This is a genomic window from Phyllobacterium endophyticum (assembly GCF_003010935.1).
Classification (GTDB): Bacteria; Pseudomonadota; Alphaproteobacteria; order Rhizobiales; family Rhizobiaceae; genus Phyllobacterium; species Phyllobacterium endophyticum.
Window position 1 is genome coordinate 1,415,104 of the sequence record NZ_PGGN01000001.1, and the last position, 13,974, is coordinate 1,429,077.

General features: G+C 56.8%; 8 protein-coding genes. All 8 read left to right on the forward strand.

The window, feature by feature from the left end:
* The first annotated feature begins 31 nt into the window (after window positions 1-31).
* The 8 genes from CU100_RS06680 to CU100_RS06715 all read left to right on the forward strand — a co-directional run bounded on the left by CU100_RS06680 (window position 32) and on the right by CU100_RS06715 (window position 13,933).
* The gene (locus tag CU100_RS06680) at window positions 32-1,342 is read left to right on the forward strand and encodes an O-antigen ligase family protein (RefSeq protein ID WP_106715683.1); all 1,311 of its coding nucleotides are present in this window, start codon (window positions 32-34) and stop codon (window positions 1,340-1,342) included.
* A 49-nt stretch (window positions 1,343-1,391) separates the two neighbouring features.
* On the forward strand, window positions 1,392-2,366 hold the full coding sequence (locus CU100_RS06685) for an SDR family NAD(P)-dependent oxidoreductase (protein ID WP_106715684.1): 975 nt from the start codon (window positions 1,392-1,394) through the stop codon (window positions 2,364-2,366).
* A gap of 26 nt (window positions 2,367-2,392) precedes the next feature.
* The gene (locus CU100_RS06690; RefSeq protein WP_106715685.1) at window positions 2,393-2,893 is read left to right on the forward strand and encodes a DUF721 domain-containing protein; all 501 of its coding nucleotides are present in this window, start codon (window positions 2,393-2,395) and stop codon (window positions 2,891-2,893) included.
* Window positions 2,894-3,034: 141 nt separating this feature from the next.
* Window positions 3,035-3,745, forward strand: a complete 711-nt coding sequence (locus CU100_RS06695; RefSeq protein WP_106715686.1) for a DsbA family protein — start codon at window positions 3,035-3,037, stop codon at window positions 3,743-3,745.
* 81 nt (window positions 3,746-3,826) lie between these two features.
* A complete protein-coding gene (gene smc, locus CU100_RS06700) occupies window positions 3,827-7,285 on the forward strand; it encodes a chromosome segregation protein SMC (RefSeq protein ID WP_106715687.1) in 3,459 nt (1,152 codons plus the stop codon).
* 148 nt (window positions 7,286-7,433) lie between these two features.
* Window positions 7,434-10,103, forward strand: coding sequence for a pyruvate, phosphate dikinase (ppdK, locus tag CU100_RS06705; protein ID WP_106715688.1), 2,670 nt, complete (start codon window positions 7,434-7,436; stop codon window positions 10,101-10,103).
* A 92-nt stretch (window positions 10,104-10,195) separates the two neighbouring features.
* Window positions 10,196-10,924 (forward strand): polysaccharide deacetylase family protein, encoded by a 729-nt coding sequence (locus tag CU100_RS06710; protein WP_407070313.1) that lies wholly within the window; start codon window positions 10,196-10,198, stop codon window positions 10,922-10,924.
* 330 nt (window positions 10,925-11,254) lie between these two features.
* On the forward strand, window positions 11,255-13,933 hold the full coding sequence (locus tag CU100_RS06715; RefSeq protein WP_106715690.1) for a TIM-barrel domain-containing protein: 2,679 nt from the start codon (window positions 11,255-11,257) through the stop codon (window positions 13,931-13,933).
* Window positions 13,934-13,974 lie beyond the last annotated feature (41 nt).

The following is a 13,974-nucleotide window of genomic DNA, read 5'->3' on the forward strand; positions in this document are numbered from 1 at the left end:
GCATGAATGTCATATTCCTCCGGAAATTTAAATGCTTTCAGATCAACTAACCAAGGCGATAATGCTTCCCACGAAGGGGCATTTCATTGGCATTGACAGAAATAATCGTCTTTTTACCTTCGTTTTCGCGCTGTTCCCGGGTCTTTTGGCAAGCGGAACATCTGTAACGCTGGTCTGCGCCTTCATGTGGGCGCTCGTCTCGCTTGCGGCCAGGCGATTTGCCTTCAAGATGAACCGAACGGACAAGATTGTCGCCTTTTGTCTCACATTCTACGTGCTGGTGACCATCCTTTCGGTGCTGCTCCATCCCAACCCGGCAAAGGGTGGTGCTTTCATCCTCAAGATGATTCCGTTCCTCGCGATATGGGCAGTTCTGCCGAGGCTGCGTGTCAGCCTTCCCGGCCGATTGCTTCCGTTCCTGATTATAGGTGCTGGCGTGGGAATGATGGGTTCGCTCCTGTTCAGCATCGTTCAGACAACGGTCCTGTCCGCCAGAGCCGAGGGCGGTGCGGGAAACGCTGCTGTATTCGGGTTGTTTGCAGTGCTGTTCGGCAGCATTTCGCTACTCAATGCTCATTCCGAAAGTAAGATCGAGCGCTTCATCGCGATCGCCGGCTTTGCCTGCGGGCTGGTCTGCGCCTTCCTGTCAGCGACACGCTCCGCATGGCTGGTCATGCCGGTTCACTTTGTGATTCTGTACTGGTACTTGCGCGGCCAAACACTGCCAACGGTTACAAACGCAGCAAAAGTCGTTGGAACTGTGCTGATCGTCGGCATCGTCGCCGTAGGAGCAATCAAGGTCACCGAGCGCTTCCACGCACTCGAAAACGATATCGTTCAACTTGATCATCAGCCGGACGATATAAGTTCCCTCAACGCTCGTCTGATGCTCTGGTCGGCCGCCCGGCAGGCACTTCTGGCTTCGCCGTTTATTGGCCATGGCCCGCAAAATCGAATGACGCTGGTCAATGAGATCCTGGACTTGCCCCCTGAGAAGCAGATGACCTTCACGCATGTTCACAACGGCTTTTTGAATGCCGCCGTTGATGCGGGATTATTGGGCGTGCTTGCAGTGCTTGCGCTCCTTGCGGCTCCGGTGGTCGCCGCGCGAAGAAAAGAACCGGGGCCAGGGCGCGATCTCGCAACGGCTATTTCCCTCTTGCTGGTAAGCAGTTATGTGATCACAGGCATGTTCGGTATTATGTTTGGTCACGATGCAACGGACGCAGTCTTCATTTACCTGACTATCATGATCTGTTGGATATCTGGAACTTCGCCCTACCTGTCCATACCTGAAGTTGCGGCTCGGGCTGAAGCGGACAAGCAGGCTTTGATCGCCTGAAGATAGAAATGCCGTTGGCAAGATGAATTTTGGATGATGTGGCTGGTTTATGAAAGCTATTGTTACTGGAGCAGCGGGTTTTATCGGTTTTCATGTCGCGAAGCGGCTTGCGAGCGAAGGCTTCGACGTGATTGCGGTCGACAATCTCAATGATTATTATCCCGTGGCACTTAAGGAGGCTCGACTTTCAGCGCTGACCGGTGACGCCAACGTGCAGTTCCATAGGGCAAACATTGCCGATCCGGAGCAACTTTCCGACGCGATCGAACATGGCGCCGATGCTGATGTTATCGTTCATCTGGCAGCACAGGCGGGCGTGCGTTATTCAGTTGAAAACCCGGCAGCCTATGTCGACGCCAACGTGCATGGTCAGGTGGCGATTTTCGAACGGGCGCTGAAGATGCGGAAGCGGCCGCCCGTTGTCTATGCCAGTTCCTCATCGGTCTATGGTGCCAACAAGAAGGTGCCCTTCAGCGAAAGCGACCCCGTGGATCATCCGGTGTCGGTCTATGCCGCAACCAAGCGCTCGGCCGAGCTTCTTGCTCATTCTTACCGCCATGTTCACAATTTGGCCTCGACAGGGCTGCGTTTCTTCACGGTCTACGGACCCTACGGCCGTCCGGATATGGCTCCATGGCTTTTTACAGACGCCATTTTCCAAGGTGAGCCGATCAAGGTCTACAATCACGGCGACATGCAGCGTGATTTCACGTTCATCGATGACATTGTGGACGGGGTATTTGGTGCCGTGAATCGTATCCTCACCAATCCCGGAGGAACAGCGCCGATCTACAATCTCGGCAACAATAAGCCCGTCGCCCTGATGCGCTTTATCGAGATCATCGAAGAAGCCTGTGGTCGCAGTGCCATCAAGCGATTTGAACCCATGCCGCCCGCTGACGTAAAATGTACCTATGCAGACATCGATCTGGCTGCTCGTGATCTCGGTTTTTCGCCTTCTACTGCGCTTGAAGAAGGTATCCCTTTGTTTGTTGAATGGTTCCGCGGGTATAATGGCCGTTGACACTTCCCTTGAAGCAGGCGCGACGCATGAGCGATGATCGCAGTAAAAAGGGCTTTCGCCCGCTTGCTGATCCGGCCGCTGGAATTCTTGACCCTGTGTTGCGCAAACGTGCAGGCATCACGATTGAGCTTGTCCAGGCTTGGGAAGAGGTTGTCGGGGAAGGACTGGGCACGCAATCAAGGCCGCTCAAGCTCATTTGGCCGCGCCGAGCGCATGAGGACGACCCGTTCCAGCCGGCAACGCTCGTGGTTGCCTGCCAGGGTTTCACAGCCATGAGGATCCAACATGAAACCGGCGAAATAATCAGCCGTGTGAACGCCTTTCTCGGTTTTGCAGCAGTCGGGCGGCTAAAGATCGAGCAAAAGCCGGTCGAACAACCTGTCGCGAAACGCCGAACGCTGCCGCCGGTCGATACAGCAACCGCCGAAAAGATCAGTCGTTCGGTTGCTCCCATCGAGGATGACAGTCTGCGGGAGGCTCTGCAACGGCTCGGTCAAAGCGTCCACGCTGAAAAAATCAAGCGGTGAATCCTCAGGCAGCATGAAGTCATTGATGTTGCATCACGAAAAATTCAAAGACAGAACCCATAAGGTGCCTTAAAGAAACTGGCATCGGGCTATACGAGTCCCTTCGAATACCTTGGTCAATACCGGAGACAGGTGAAATCAATGAGTGAATTGCTGACCCGCAGAAACCTTTTGGCGCTTGCTGCCGTATCAACAGCTGCCATCGCCTTGGCCGCTGGCACTGAGGCCCGGGCACAAGACACTGCACCTGCCGCCGCTCCTGAGCCGAATAAATCGGATGTAAAGGTCCCGCCTTCGGCGGGCACGGTGGACCAGGCCAAGTTGCTTGCTCCTGGCACGTTGAAAGATATCGTCATGGGCAAGGCGGATGCGCCGATAACGATCATTGAATATGCATCGATGACTTGTCCTCACTGCGCACATTTTTCGACGACCACGCTGCCAACGATCAAGGAAAAGTACATCGATACGGGCAAGGCCAAGCTTATCCTGCGCGAATTTCCCTTTGATCCGCGCGCGGCGGCTGCCTTCATGCTTGCGCGTTGCGCGCCTGAAGAGCGCTACTATCCCTTGGTAGAAGTCCTCTTCAAACAGCAGGAACAGTGGGCCGGGGCCGCCAACGCAGAAGAACCTTTGCTGCAAATCTCCAAATTGGCCGGTTTTACACAGGAGTCCTTCAAGGCTTGCTTGACGAACCAAAAACTTCTGGATGATGTGAATGCTGTACGTGAGCGCGGCGCAAATGAATTTGGAGTGAATTCCACTCCGACTTTCTTCATCAATGGAGCAAGGTACTCGGGAGCCCTTTCGGTTGACGAAATGTCAGCGATTATCGACGGACTGCTTAAGTAACCGCCATCGGATTTCCGGGGGGCGCCTTGTCGTGTCCGCCCCGTCATGTGGGATGGCGGTGTTTGATGGAAAGGGCATCTGATGCGCTTCACCAAACTTCGCCTCCTCGGCTTCAAGTCCTTTGTTGAGCCTGCCGAGTTTGTCATCGAAAGCGGCCTGACCGGCGTTGTGGGTCCTAACGGCTGCGGCAAATCCAACCTTGTAGAAGCATTGCGCTGGGTAATGGGCGAAAGCTCGTACAAGAACATGCGCGCTTCCGGAATGGACGATGTCATCTTCTCCGGGTCAGGCACTCGGCCCTCTCGCAACACTGCGGAAGTCACGCTCTTTCTCGACAACCAGGACCGAAGTGCGCCCTCGGCGTTCAACAACGCGGATGAGCTCCAAGTTTCGCGGCGCATAGAGCGCGAGTCAGGGTCGGTCTATCGTATCAACGGCAAGGATGCGCGGGCCAAGGACGTGCAATTGCTGTTCGCAGATCAGTCGACGGGCGCACGTTCGCCGTCGATGGTGGGCCAGGGGCGCATTGGCGAACTTATCCAGGCAAAACCTCAGGCCCGCAGGGCCTTGCTTGAGGAGGCAGCAGGCATATCCGGCCTGCATACCCGCCGCCACGAGGCCGAACTGCGATTGCGTGCAGCGGAGCAGAATCTCGAACGGCTCGAGGACGTCGTAGGCGAACTTGAGACGCAGATCGAAAGCCTGAAGCGCCAATCGCGCCAGGCAAACCGTTTCAAGAGCCTGTCCGCCGATATCCGCCGATCGGAAGCAATCCTTCTGCACCTCAAGTGGTCCGTCGCCAAGGTACAGGAAGGCGAAGCGCAGTCGATCCTTTCTGTAGCTACATCCGGTGTTGGGGACCAGGCGCAAAGGCAGATGAATGCCGCCAAGGAGCAGGCGGTTGGCGCCCACAAATTGCCCGATCTACGTGAAGCGGAAGCCAAGGCCGCTGCCATAGTCCAGAGATTGACCATTGCTCGCTCACAGTTGAACGAGGAGGCTGAACGTGTTCGCGCCCGGCAGAGCGAACTGGAAAAACGCCTGCTTCAGTTCACTGCCGACATCGCACGTGAAGAGCAGATGGTGCGCGACAATGCCGATGTTCTTGCACGTCTTGAGGCGGAGGAACGGTCGCTCATCCAAGAAAACGCCAACGCGGGTGCTCGCGAAATAGAAACACGGGCTGAATTCGAGCGGGCCGATGCGAAGTTGAGGGAAAGCGAAACCGCCCTGGCTAAGGTAACTGCCGAGCGGGCAGAGGCGTCCGCCGAACGTGCGCAGGTCGAGCGGAATTTGCGAGAGAGTGTAGAGCGGCGCGACCGCTTGATGCGCCAATTGAGCGATGTGGATCGCGATCTGTCGGCTGTCGCAGCGCAGATCGCCGCGCTGGCTGATCCAGCCGAAAAGCAAGCCGTGGTAGACACGGCGGAAGCTGCGCTTGAGCAGGCAGAAGACTCCGCGCTCGCGGCTGAAGCAGCCGTGGAGACCGCCCGCCGGTTCGAGGCAGAACTACGCCAGCCGCTCCAGGATGCGAGGAGCAATCTTGGCCGCATCGAGACGGAAGCGAATACGCTTGCCAGGATGATCAATATTGGCGGATCAGACCTTTTTCCGGCAGTAGTCGAGGCCTTGAAGGTCGATAAGGGTTACGAAATCGCGCTCGGTGCTGCCCTGGGGGAAGATCTTGATGCGCCGATCGACAAGAGCGCGCCGGTTTTTTGGGGTGAAATCGGCGATCCTGGACAGGACCCTGCTTTACCGGCAGGGCTACGGTCCCTCGCGGAATTCGTCCGCGCGCCGCGTCAACTGGCACGCCGTCTCGCGCAGATCGGCGTCGTGGGCGAAACGGAAGGCGCCCGGCTGCAATCTGACTTGAAACCGGGCCAGCGACTGGTCAGTCTGCACGGAGGGCTATGGCGTTGGGACGGTTATACGGCGAGCGCTGATGCTCCAACGCCGGCCGCGCAGCGCCTCGCCCAGAAGAACCGCCTCGCCGAGCTCGATTTCGAAGTTGTCGAGGCAACGAAGGCGTTGCGCGCTGCGGAAGCGGGGATAGAGGCCGCCGAAGCAGGCGTGCGGCAAGCTGTTGAGGCGGAGCGGACTGCCCGCGATGGGTGGCGTGGCAGACAGCGTTCTGTGACTGATGCGCGTGAAGCGCTTGCCACTGCCGAACGCGCTGCGGGACAGTTGTCCAGCCGCCGTGCTGCGCTGGAAGAAGGCAAGGCACGTCTTGCAGAAAGCCTGGAGGAAGCTCAGGAGCAATTTGTCGAGGCGGAAACACGCCTGGCAGGCGCTGCCGACATCGAGGAGATCAATAACCGCCTCGCTAATCTGATGAGCGAGGTCGCGCTTGACCGCGCTGGGCTGGCGGAGGCGCGCGCCGTTTATGATGGTCTGCGCCGTGAGGCGGAAAATCGCACGCGCCGGCTCGAAGCCATCGGCGACGAGCGCAAGACTTGGGTGACCCGCGCCGACAATGCAGACCGCCAGATCAGATCGCTGAGCGAGAGGCGCCTGGAAGCGGAGCGTGAGGCCCAAAACCTCGCTGAGGCTCCTGACGAGCTTGCCGAACGCAACAGGAGGCTGCTTTCACAGCTGGCCGAGGCAGAGACGCTTCGCAGCGATGCTGCCGACAAGCTTGCCATTGCAGAGAACAGGCAGCGCGAGTTGGACCGTGCGGCGACTGAGGCGATCCAGGCTTTGGCAACCGCCCGCGAGGGCAGGGCCCGCGCTGAAGAACGGCTGGCCGCTGCGCAGGAGCGGCGCAAGGAAGCCGAAACTCGTATTGTCGAGGCGCTGAATTGCGCGCCGCATGAGGCGATGAAGCTGACTGGGCTGGGACCGGATGACCCCGTGCCGGATGTCGACGCCATCGAACGCAACCTTGAACGGCTGAAGCTGGAACGCGAGCGCCTTGGCGCTGTCAACCTTCGTGCCGAAGAGGAGCAGGAAGAGCTATCGGCTCGTCTGGAGGCGATCATCAGCGAACGTGAGGATATCATCGAGGCGGTCAAGAAATTGCGCCAGGCTATCCAGAGCTTGAACCGCGAGGGACGCGAGCGGCTGCTGGCTGCTTTTGAAGTGGTCAATGTCCAGTTCCAGCGTCTGTTTACGCATCTTTTTGGCGGCGGTACCGCGGAATTGCAGTTGATCGAATCCGACGATCCGCTGGAAGCGGGCCTCGAAATTCTTGCCCGACCGCCCGGCAAGAAACCCCAGACCATGACGCTTCTTTCAGGCGGCGAACAGGCCTTGACTGCAATGGCGCTGATCTTTGCGGTGTTCCTGACCAATCCGGCTCCCATTTGCGTCCTCGACGAAGTGGATGCACCGCTCGATGATCACAATGTCGAGCGGTTCTGCAATCTTATGGATGAAATGGCCGCCTCCACGGATACCCGGTTCGTCGTCATAACCCATAATCCTATCACCATGGCCCGGATGAACCGGCTGTTTGGCGTGACCATGGCCGAACAAGGCGTGAGCCAGCTGGTGTCTGTCGATTTGCAGACGGCAGAGCAATTGCGTGAGGCGAGCTGATCCTTCGGCAAATGACAAAGGATTTCAACACTTAACGCTGATTTACCCTATTAATCGATTTGAATGCTGCATTGCAGCATTTTTCGATGGTGCTTGACGAATTCATCGCGTAGACCTCTCTTGTGCTTTGGCGGCAGGGAGGCTGCAGATGGTAAAATGCGTTTACACGTTCGGTGATGGCAAGGCGGAAGGTTCCGCCAGTGATCGAAACCTTCTTGGTGGAAAAGGTGCAAATCTCGCCGAGATGTGCGCACTGGGTTTGCCGGTTCCTCCTGGTTTCACCATCACGACCGACGTTTGCGGCTGGTACTATGCCAACGGGCGAAAATATCCTGACACGCTCGAAGCGGAAGTGAAACAAGCACTTGCCCATATTGCGGCCATTACGGGGCGCAGCTTTGGCGACGGGGCGAAGCCACTGCTGGTCTCCGTGCGCTCCGGAGCGCGGGCTTCCATGCCCGGCATGATGGATACGGTACTGAACCTTGGGCTAAACGATGAGACCGTGGAGGCCATAGCCCGCGAAACCGGCGATGCACGCTTTGCCTACGACAGTTATCGGCGCTTCATACAGATGTATTCCGATGTGGTGATGGGGCTCGATCATTCGGTGTTCGAGGAAATCCTCGAAGACACGAAAGCCAATCTCGGCCATGACGTCGATACGGCTTTGGGGGCTGATGATTGGAAGAATATCATTGCGCTGTACAAGGCCAAGATCGAGGAAGAACTCGAAGAGCCGTTTCCGCAGGACCCGGAAAAGCAGCTTTGGGGCGCAATAAGCGCTGTGTTTTCGAGTTGGATGAACGCCCGGGCCATCACCTATCGCCGTCTGCACAACATCCCGGAGAGCTGGGGTACGGCCGTCAGCGTCCAGGCGATGGTCTTTGGCAATATGGGCGATCGTTCGGCGACGGGCGTTGCCTTTACCCGCAACCCATCTACCGGCGAGAAAAAACTTTATGGCGAGTTCCTGGTGAATGCACAGGGCGAGGACGTTGTCGCCGGTATCCGCACGCCACAGAATATCACCGAGGAAGCGCGCATAGCCGCGGGTTCGGACAAGCCTTCACTCGAAAAGATCATGCCGGCGGCGTTTGCCGAATTTGTGGCTGTTTCGGAACGGCTTGAGAAACACTATGCCGACATGCAGGATCTCGAATTCACGATCGAGAACGGCAAGCTTTGGATGCTTCAGACGCGCTCTGGCAAGCGCACTGCCAAGGCGGCCCTCAGGATTGCCGTCGAGATGGCTGAAGAAGGGTTGATTTCACGCGAGGACGCGGTCCTTCGGATCGACCCGGCCTCCCTTGATCAGCTGTTGCACCCGACCATTGATCCTGGCGCTGAGAGAGACGTGATCGGAACAGGTCTTCCAGCATCCCCCGGTGCAGCCACAGGTGAAATTGTATTCTCGTCGGAAGACGCTGAACAACTGAAATCCGATGGACGCAAGGCCATTCTGGTGCGTATCGAAACGAGTCCGGAAGACATTCACGGCATGCATGCCGCCGAAGCGATCCTGACCACGCGTGGTGGCATGACCAGCCATGCGGCGGTTGTGGCGCGCGGCATGGGAAAACCTTGCGTCTCCGGCGCCGGCTCGCTGCGCGTCGACTACCGCAACGAAACTCTGATTGCGATGGGCGTCGTGCTCAAGAAGGGCGACATCATCACAGTCGACGGTGGCATTGGCCAGGTGCTGAAGGGCGCAGTGCCCATGTTGCAGCCCGAGCTTTCCGGCGATTTTGGCAAGATCATGGAATGGGCGGACAAGACGCGTCGCATGAAAGTGCGCGCGAACGCTGAAACCCCAGTCGATGCGCGCACAGCCCGTTCCTTTGGAGCTGAAGGCATTGGGCTTTGCCGTACCGAACATATGTTTTTCGAGGGTGAGCGCATTGTTGCAATGCGCGAAATGATTCTCGCCGCAGACGAAAAGGGCCGCCGTGCCGCGCTCGACAAGCTCTTGCCAATGCAGCGCTCCGACTTCGTGGAATTGTTCGAAATCATGAATGGTCTGCCGGTTACAATTCGGTTGCTGGATCCGCCTCTGCATGAGTTCCTGCCGAAAACCGGCGAGGAAATCGCGGAAGTCGCCGCCGCCATGGGCGTTAGTGCCGATAAGCTGCGCGAGCGGACCGATAGTCTGCACGAAACGAATCCGATGCTGGGTCATCGCGGCTGCCGCCTTGCTATTTCCTATCCGGAAATCGCTGAAATGCAGGCGCGGGCGATTTTCGAGGCTGCTGTCGAGGCGGCGAAGTCGACGGGTGCTCCTGTCGAGCCGGAAATAATGGTGCCGCTTGTCGGGCTCCGTGCTGAACTCGATTTCGTCAAGGCACGCATCGATGCAATTGCCGCCGATGTGATGAAGGAAACCGATATCAAGATCAACTATCTGGTTGGAACCATGATCGAACTGCCGCGTGCAGCTGTGCGAGCGCATTCAATCGCCGAAGTTGCCGAGTTTTTCTCTTTTGGAACCAACGATTTGACCCAGACGACCTTTGGTATCTCTCGCGATGACGCCTCTTCGTTCCTGATGACCTACCAGGTGAAGGGAATCATCGAGCAAGACCCATTCGTGTCGATCGACATCGATGGAGTTGGTGAACTGGTGCGGATTGCCGCTGACAAGGGCAGGACTTCGCGGCCGGGAATCAAGCTTGGCATCTGCGGGGAGCATGGCGGCGATCCCGCTTCCATTCATTTCTGCGAGGACGTCGGGCTGGACTATGTGTCATGCTCGCCGTTCCGCGTGCCGATTGCGCGGCTTGCGGCTGCACAGGCGTCGGCAAAAGCGAAGACCGGCTGACCCGCACATCCGCCACAAATTCGCTCTGTTCCGCGCGCTAGTCGCGCGAACCCACAGTGCGGCGGTGAAAAATGCGTTCAACTATATTGGTCATGACGTCAATCTTCATGTGTGCTTTCGTCCTCACGGCGTCGGCAAGTGAACATCCTCACTTCGTCGAACCCAAGCTCTTCATTGCGAAGGGCGGCGATGCCGCGCCTCAAGTCGCTTTGACCTTGGATGCCTGTTCCGGGCAAACTGACCACCGCATTCTGGATGCGCTTGTTAATAACCGGATTCCGGCGACAATTTTCGTAACCGGCCGCTGGCTAAGGCAAAATGCGTCAGCGGTTGCCGTCATGAAGTCCCACCCCGAACTTTTCGAGCTGGAAAACCATGGGCGTGACCATATACCAGCTATCGACAACCAGCCGACGATGTTCGGCCTCAAAACGGCTGGTTCATTGCCCGCAATCCGCGCGGAGATTCAAGGCGGGGTAGATGCGATGTCTGCCATCTCGCTGGCCAAACCTTTTTGGTACCGGGATGCCACCGCTCGCTACAGTGACGATGCGGTGACGTTGGTTCACGATATGGGTTATCGTGTCGCCGGCTATTCACTGAATGCCGACATAGGGGCTTCGCTGATGACCGCTCAGGTCGAGAAGCGCATCTCAGCCGCCAAGGATGGGGATGTGATCATCGCCCATATCAATCAACCGACCCATTCCTCCGGGTCCGGCGTGGTACAAGGCATACTTGCGCTGAAACTCAAGGGTTTTCGATTTGTCCGCTTGGGCGATGTGCAAACGAGCGAACGGCCGATCCTGCCCGGCGCCTGAACCCAGAATAGTTTATGCGACCAGCGAAATAAATAGCCTTTGGTCTAATTGACAGCTCTGGCACAGTCTGTGCAGTTTGGCGTTGCGCTCGGTTGCGCTATACGGCTTGGGAGGGCTTCGAGAAAAAGATCTGATTTTTAATGCCATGTTTCGCCGGCTGTTTTACGCAGTATCGCTGCCGCACCATTCATTTCCAACACGCTCCAAACAGATATTCATTGCAAGGGTCAACCGGGTCAGCGGGGCTATGCGCCAGCTGTCATCCGTTTCGTTCGACTTGAATCAGCTTTTGCAGATCATGTTCCGGCGCGGTTTTTAGGAGGACAAATTTTGAACAGGATTCATATCACCGCGCTTGGGTTGCTGCTGTTGCCTGGCCTGGCAAATTGCAACGGCAAGGATTCGCATGCACCACAGAATACCAGCCAGATAGGCGGAAGTTTCGAACTTCAGAAGGGTGAACCTGGTGAAAAGGGTCAAGCCGGGGACAAGGGCATCGCCGGCGACAAAGGCCCTGCGGGCGACAAAGGTGCGACAGGAGACAAGGGGGAAACGCCAGCCGAGCTCACGGCAGTCCGGCCCATCAATGAGGACACCATTACGCCGAGGCCGGGCGGTTTCGATGTTCAACTGCAGAACGATGTGCTTGAGGTGCGCGCTGTCGCATCAAACGCGTTTCGTGTCCATTTTCTGCCCGATGGAGTAGCAACGTCCGCCACCAGGGTAATAGACCCTTCAATAAAGTTTGGTGTGCCCTATGAAGTCAAGTCGTTGCCGGGCAAAGGCGCGGATTTGATCGCTGGGCAGAATACCGCCCGCTGGATCCCCAGGACTTCCACGATCGAGATAATCAATGGCACCAAAAAGGTATTGATGTCGCTCAAAACGGAAGATTTGAAAAATCGTGATGTGATTGTCAGGCATGACCCCGAGGACACGCTTTACGGCGTCAACTCCGATGGGGCAGAGGAAAGATCCGAAAATCTGTACCGGGATCGGGCACAGGACCTGAAAGCAGGCAGACAGGGCCACGCCGGGGCACCGTTCGTCTGGAGCACGGCGGGATACGGTGTCCTCGTCGATACGATGGGCAGCCGCAAGAGCACGGTCAATCTCGCCAACAAGCGATATATTGATTTTACCCGGAATTCAAAGCCCGACGTCGATGCCTACCTCATGGTTGGAACGCCTTTTGAAATATTCGGAGCTATGGCAAAGATAAGTGGTCGCACGCCACTTTTTCCCAAGTGGGCCATGGGCTTTACCAATAGCCAGTGGGGTGCCGACGATGCATGGAATGACAAAAGAAACGGCTCGGGCCAGTTGCAAGGAATGACCGAACCCAAATTCCGCAATATTATCAAAGGATATCGCGAACGGAATATTCCGATTGATGCCTTCACGTTCGATCTGGATTGGACGTACTGGGGAGGTATGGATAGCAGCGGGACGAAGGTTCCAAACGCACAGTTCCAATGGAACACCGAGCGGTTTCCCGGTATGGGTCCCAATAGGCCACAGAATGCTGATGACAATATGCGGCTCTTTGCCGAGCAGCAAGGTATCAAGCTGACCGCTATCTTGAAACCGCGTGTGGCGGTCGATTCCGAAGAAGGCAATTTCCTCAAGCAGAACGACTACTGGATGCCGACAGCCCCGATATTCAAGGACTACTTCACCAGCACTCAGATGCGGCACGTGGACTTCGCCAAGCCGGCCGTCCGCTCCTGGTATTTCGGACAGCTCAAGAACGTCTTCGACGGCGGAATCAAGGGCTGGTGGAACGACGAGGCAGATTCGAGTGAAGCGACCGACGAAGGCAACGAGACCGAAGGCCTCGATATGCAGCGCGGTCTCTATGACGGTCAACGCGCTATTTCGAATGAGCGGGTCTGGTCAATCAACCGCAACTTCTACCTTGGCGCGCAGCGGCATGCCCATGGTCTGTGGTCGGGCGACATCGACAATGGCTTCGAAAGCATGGCCTTGCAGCGCCAGCGCATGTTGAGCGCAATCAATGCCGGCGCCCAGCAATGGACAATGGATGGGGGTGGTTTCAGGAATGGCAAGGGAACGTTGCCTGGCGGCGGCACCGGCTATGAAGATTACGCCCGCTGGGTGCAATTTGCAGCCTTCACGCCGATATTCCGTGTTCATGGCGACAACGCAGTGCAGCGTCAACCCTGGTATTATAGTGAGGGAGAGGCACCCGCCGTTGCGGCGATCCGGCTGCGCTACAAGTTGATTCCCTACATTTATAGCTATGAACATCAGCGCCGGAAGAATGGCGTTGGCCTCGTGCGACCGCTGCTGTTCGACTGGCCAAACGATGAAAATGTGCGCAATCATGTCGACAGCTGGATGTTTGGCGAATGGCTGATGGTTTCTCCCGTGGTACAACAGGGACAAAAGGATAAATGGATCTACTATCCTGAAGGTAAATGGATCGACTGGCGTTGGGGAGCCATCCATGAGGGTGGGAAGGGTGAAAAGTACGGCCTCAATAATGGTTGGACCGATCTTCCGCTTTTCATCCGCCAGGGCGCTATCATCCCGATGCAGCCGGATATGCAGTATGTCGGCGAAAAGCCGCTGACACAGCTCGATATCGAGGTCTATCCCGATACCAAGCGGACGTCGTTCGAATATTATAACGACGATGGCAAAACCTATGACTACGAAAACGGCGTCTATTTCAGCCAGCTTTTCTCGGCACAGAAATCGGACAACAAGGTCGAGTTTGAAACGGCAGCGCCGGAAGGTAGGTACAAACCGGAGACCGAATATTATCTTGTGAAAATATATGGTTCGACGGCGAGCGCAGTCTCGGTCAATGGTCAGCCTGCGACTTCACTGGGAACGCTGGATGCGCTCAAGCACGCCGCCGGCCCGGGCTGGGCTGCGGGCAATGAGACGGCGCCTAGCACGAGAGAAGGCCTTAAAGACCCCGTGACCTATATAAGGATAAAAGCTGGTGAAAAGCAGAACGTCGTACTAACGACCCGGTGACAACACGAAAAAGGGGCGGTGAAAAAACCCGCCCCTTTTAT

Bases quoted from the DNA above. Each gene is read 5' to 3' on its own strand.
- CU100_RS06690 (WP_106715685.1), top strand. From the start codon at position 2,393: ATGAGCGATGATCGCAGTAAAAAGGGCTTTCGCCCGCTTGCTGATCCG.
- CU100_RS06710 (WP_407070313.1), top strand. From the start codon at position 10,196: ATGACGTCAATCTTCATGTGTGCTTTCGTCCTCACGGCGTCGGCAAGT.
- CU100_RS06680 (WP_106715683.1), top strand. From the start codon at position 32: ATGCTTTCAGATCAACTAACCAAGGCGATAATGCTTCCCACGAAGGGG.
- ppdK (WP_106715688.1), top strand. From the start codon at position 7,434: ATGGTAAAATGCGTTTACACGTTCGGTGATGGCAAGGCGGAAGGTTCC.
- smc (WP_106715687.1), top strand. From the start codon at position 3,827: ATGCGCTTCACCAAACTTCGCCTCCTCGGCTTCAAGTCCTTTGTTGAG.
- CU100_RS06685 (WP_106715684.1), top strand. From the start codon at position 1,392: ATGAAAGCTATTGTTACTGGAGCAGCGGGTTTTATCGGTTTTCATGTC.
- CU100_RS06695 (WP_106715686.1), top strand. From the start codon at position 3,035: ATGAGTGAATTGCTGACCCGCAGAAACCTTTTGGCGCTTGCTGCCGTA.